The following is a 3,993-nucleotide window of genomic DNA, read 5'->3' on the forward strand; positions in this document are numbered from 1 at the left end:
ACACGACACGCCGAGACCACGAGTTTCCACACCGAGCCAAACGCTCTGACCAGCCACGTCAGCGACACTGTTCACGACGCAAACCAGCAGCTCACAGGCTTGATCATCCTGCTGGCTCAAGATAACCCAGGCGTTGGTGGTGCAGACGATCTTGCGGATCTCGACGTCGAAGGACAGGAACGGCACGAACTCGGCCCAGGCGTTCTCCCACAACCTGACGATCGCCGGATACCGGTCGCCCCAGGCCTTGCAGAACTCCAGGAACCGCTCCATCGCCGCCGCCTCGGTCGGGGCGGTGGAGACCGGCCGCAGCGCCTTGGCGATGGCCTCGTAGTGCTGGCGACCGGCGTAGCGGAAGCTGTTGCGCAGCAGGTGCACCACGCAGGTCTGGGGGATGGTCTGCGGCCAGACCGCGGCGATCGCGTCGGGCAGGCCGGCCAGCCCGTCACAGACGATCATGAGCACGTCCTCGATGCCGCGATTGCGGATCTCGGTGAGCACGTGCAGCCAGTGCTTCGCGCCCTCCCCGCCAGCGTTCGGGTCCCCGGCCCACAGCCCGAGGATGTCGCGGCGGCCGTCAGTGGTGACCGCGAGCGCGACATAGATCGGCCGGTTGGCGACCTTCCCGTCGCGGATCTTCACGTGGATCGCGTCGATGAAGATCACCGGATAGACCGGGTCCAAAGGTGGGTTCTGCCACTCCACCATCCCGTCGACGACCTTGTCGGTGATCGTGGAGATCGTCTGGCGGGACACCTGCGCGCCATAGGCCTCGGCCAGGTGCGCCGCCACCTCCCCGGTCGTCAGGCCCTTCGCGGACAGCGAGATGACCAGCTCGTCCACCCCGGACAGCCGCCGCTTGCGCTTGCCCACGATCGTCGGCTCGAACGACCCGTCGCGGTCGCGGGGGACGTCGATCTCGACCGGCCCGACCTCGGTCAGCACCGTCTTTGACCGGTGCCCGTTGCGGGAGTTCCCGGAGTTCCCGCCATCGCGGCCGGCCGCGTCGTGGCGGTCGCAGCCAAGGTGCTCGGCGATCTCGCCCTCCAGCGCGGACTCCAGCACCCGCTTGGTGAGCTGCGCGAGCAGGCCGCCTTCACCGGTCAGCGCCAGTCCGTCCTGCCGGGCACGCCCGGCCAGTCGGGCGATCTGAAGCGCCCCGGGTTCAGTGGAGGCTGGGTTCTCCCGAGATCGGTTGTTCTCGGGCTGGTTGGTGAGCGTAGTAGTTCTGTTCGTACTCGACCGGCGGCATGTTGCCGATCATGGAGTGCAGCCGCTGGGTGTTGAACCAGTGCACCCAGCTCGCGGTGGCCAGCTCGAGATCGTCGACCGAGTGGATCGGTCCGTCACGACGGATGCACTCGGTCTTGTAGAGCCCGATCACCGACTCGGCCAGGGCATTGTCGTAACTGTCACCGACCGAGCCGATCGAGGCGATCGCGCCGGCCTCGGCGAGGCGGTTGCCATACCGAATAGCACAGTACTGACTGCCCGCATCGCTGTGATGGATCAACCCGTCGAGCCGCCCGTCGGTGGTCTGACCTGCGCTGTCGCGGGTCCACAACGCCATTTCCAGAGCATCGAGCGGCAACTCGGTCGGCATCGAGCCCGCGCAGCGCCAGCCGACGATCCGCCGGGAGAACACGTCGGAGACGAAGGCGGTGAACACCATCCCCGACCAGGTCGGCACGTAGGTCAGGTCCACCACCCACAGCCGGTTCGGCGCGGCGGCGGTGAAGTCCCGATCGACCAGGTCGGGAGCTCGCTCGAGCTGGCGGTCCGGGCCCGTGGTGAGTACGGGTCGGCCCCGACGAGCCCCGCGAAGGCCGAGTTCGCGCATCAGCCGCTCCACCGTGCATCGGGCGACCGGGCCTCCGCCCGCGCCCGAGACGCCGTCGCGGCGCAGCTGGTGCCACATCTTGCGGGCTCCGTACACGCCGCGGCCCTTCTGGCGGTCCCAGAACGTGGCCTCGATCGTCTCGGCCAGGGCGGCGTCGGATAGCGCTCGTCGCGAGGGTGGGCGGGTCTTGGCTGCGTAGTAGCTGCTCGGGGCGATCGTGATCCCGTGCTGGGTCAGCACGGCGCAGATCGGCTCGACCCCGAAGCGGTCCCGGTGGGCGTCGATGTAGTCGACGATCACCGCAGTCGGCGGTCGAGCTCCACCGAGGCGAAAAACGCCGACGCGGTCTTGAGGATCTCGTTCGCCCGCCGCAGCTCGGCGTTCTCCCGCCGCAGCCGGGCCAGCTCATCACGGTCGCTGGTCTGGTCCCCGGGACCAGGCCGTCGTCGATATCGGCCTGCTTGCACCAGCCCCGCAGGGTGTCGGGCAGGATCCCCAGCTGCGGGCCGATCCGCTTGCAGGCGGCGTTGACCGACAGGCCGGGCTCCTGCTGGCGTGCTTCCCGGACCATGCGCTTGGCCCGCTCGCGCATCTCGTCGTTGAACTTCCTCGGTACCGGCACGAAGACCACCTTCCCGTGGCTTCAGAACCTCCACCAGACCCGGGGCGCTTCAGTGCTCCCGCGAGGTGGCGCCCCCGGGCGTCGGCCGGTGCCTAGGCCCGGCCCGGCCTGCGGGTGACCCGGAGTGCAGATCGCCCTGCGCCGCAGTCGCCGACCCCACGCCGCCGTACCGCTGGTTTCCGTGCGATCGCCGGACGCATCCGGCCCATGGAATTGAGTGGGCGGCCACGGGGTTCCTCCGTGACTACCCCTGGGGGGTAGATTACCTAAAGTGACGTATGGGAGGTCAGGCGTGGATCGTGAACCGGGTTCGGTGCCGTTGACACAAGCGCAGGAGGCCCGCACGGGCCCAGCGCCGGCGCCGGATGCTGCTGGGTGCGCGGCGCCGGGACGACGCGTGTTCATGGACGAGGAGCTCAAGGCGGATCTGCGGCGGCGGTTGTCGAAGGCCTCGGGGCAGGTGCTGGGGGTCAACCGCATGATCGACGAGGACCGGTACTGCGTGGATGTTCTCGATCAGATCGCGGCCACGCAGAAGGCCCTCGACGGGGTCGCCAAGAAGGTCATGCGCAACTACCTGCAGCGTTCCGTCACCGACGCGATCACCGGCGGCGACCCGTTGATCTACGACGAACTGATAGATGTGATCTTCCGCCATCACTGACCAGCGACCCGGGTTCGACGTAATTCGCGGGCTCTAGAGTCCCTGCTGAGGCAAAGGCGCAGGTCAGAGGACTGCGAGGCTCTTGAAGAGCCGGAAGGCTCTAGAGACGCGGTTTTCGAGGTCCACCTGTACTGACCAGGTCATTGCTCGTATGGTCTGGAGTCGTGTACGTGAAGACGACGAAGCGGGAGAACAAGTCCGGGACGGTCCGGTACCTGCACCTGGCGCACAACGAGTGGGATCCGGTGAAGGGGCGGGCCGTGCCGAAGGTGCTGTTCAGCTTCGGTCGCGAGGACGACCTCGACCGCGACGGGGTCAAGCGCCTCGTCGCGTCTCTATCGCGCCTGCTGGAGCCAGGTGATGCACTGACCGCGACCGCCGCGTCGGATCTGGAGTTCGTCTGTTCGGTTCCGTTCGGCGGCGCCTACGTGCTCGATCACCTGTGGCGCCGGCTGAAGATCGACCAGATCGTGACTCGGGTCGGGCAGCCCAAGCGCGGCCGCCGCCGGGACATGACCGCCACCGAACGGGTGCTGTTCGCCCTGGTCGCCAACCGTGCCCTGGCTCCGTCCTCGAAGCTCGCGGCAGCGGACTGGATCACGCACGACGTGCACATCGATGGGCTCGACGAGATCGGCGAGCAGCCCTGCTACCGGGCGATGGACTGGCTGCACGAGGTGAAAGACGATCTGGAGAAGCAGGTGTTCGACGAGGTCGCGAACCTGCTGAACCTGGAGGTGGACCTGCTGTTCTTCGATTATCCGGCTAATCGGCGGTCTGCTTTCGCGCTGGCCGGGTAGGCGCCGTCGTTGTTTCGCGGCGTTTGAGCGCGCGGATTTCTTCTTCTTGGCGGCGGACTTTCGCCGC

At 67.6% G+C, this 3,993-nt stretch carries 1 protein-coding gene, 3 pseudogenes and 1 other annotated feature; of the genes and pseudogenes, 2 read left to right on the top strand and 2 right to left on the bottom strand.

Annotation, left to right across the window (positions count from 1 at the left end):
- Window positions 1–129: 129 nt before the first annotated feature.
- Window positions 130–1,149, bottom strand: a pseudogene (locus KME75_RS40380) (IS256 family transposase); the annotation flags it as partial.
- Between the two features lie 16 nt (window positions 1,150–1,165).
- Window positions 1,166–2,432 (bottom strand): annotated as a pseudogene (locus KME75_RS40385) (IS3 family transposase).
- Window positions 2,048–2,179, bottom strand: a sequence feature (AL1L pseudoknot). (Overlaps the previous pseudogene by 132 nt.)
- Window positions 2,433–2,865: 433 nt before the next feature.
- Between KME75_RS40385 and KME75_RS40390 the strand changes: the two are divergent.
- Both KME75_RS40390 and KME75_RS40395 read left to right on the top strand, forming a co-directional pair.
- Complete coding sequence (locus KME75_RS40390) at window positions 2,866–3,126, top strand: metal-sensitive transcriptional regulator (protein ID WP_219420278.1); 261 nt, start codon at window positions 2,866–2,868, stop codon at window positions 3,124–3,126.
- Window positions 3,127–3,290: 164 nt separating this feature from the next.
- A pseudogene (locus KME75_RS40395) lies at window positions 3,291–3,884 on the top strand (IS1634 family transposase N-terminal domain-related protein); the annotation flags it as partial.
- Window positions 3,885–3,993: the final 109 nt, after the last annotated feature.

This window comes from Pseudonocardia nigra (assembly GCF_019396355.1).
In the GTDB taxonomy this organism is placed as follows: Bacteria; Actinomycetota; Actinomycetes; order Mycobacteriales; family Pseudonocardiaceae; genus Pseudonocardia; species Pseudonocardia nigra.

Bases quoted from the DNA above. Each gene is read 5' to 3' on its own strand.
- KME75_RS40390 (WP_219420278.1), top strand. From the start codon at position 2,866: ATGGACGAGGAGCTCAAGGCGGATCTGCGGCGGCGGTTGTCGAAGGCC.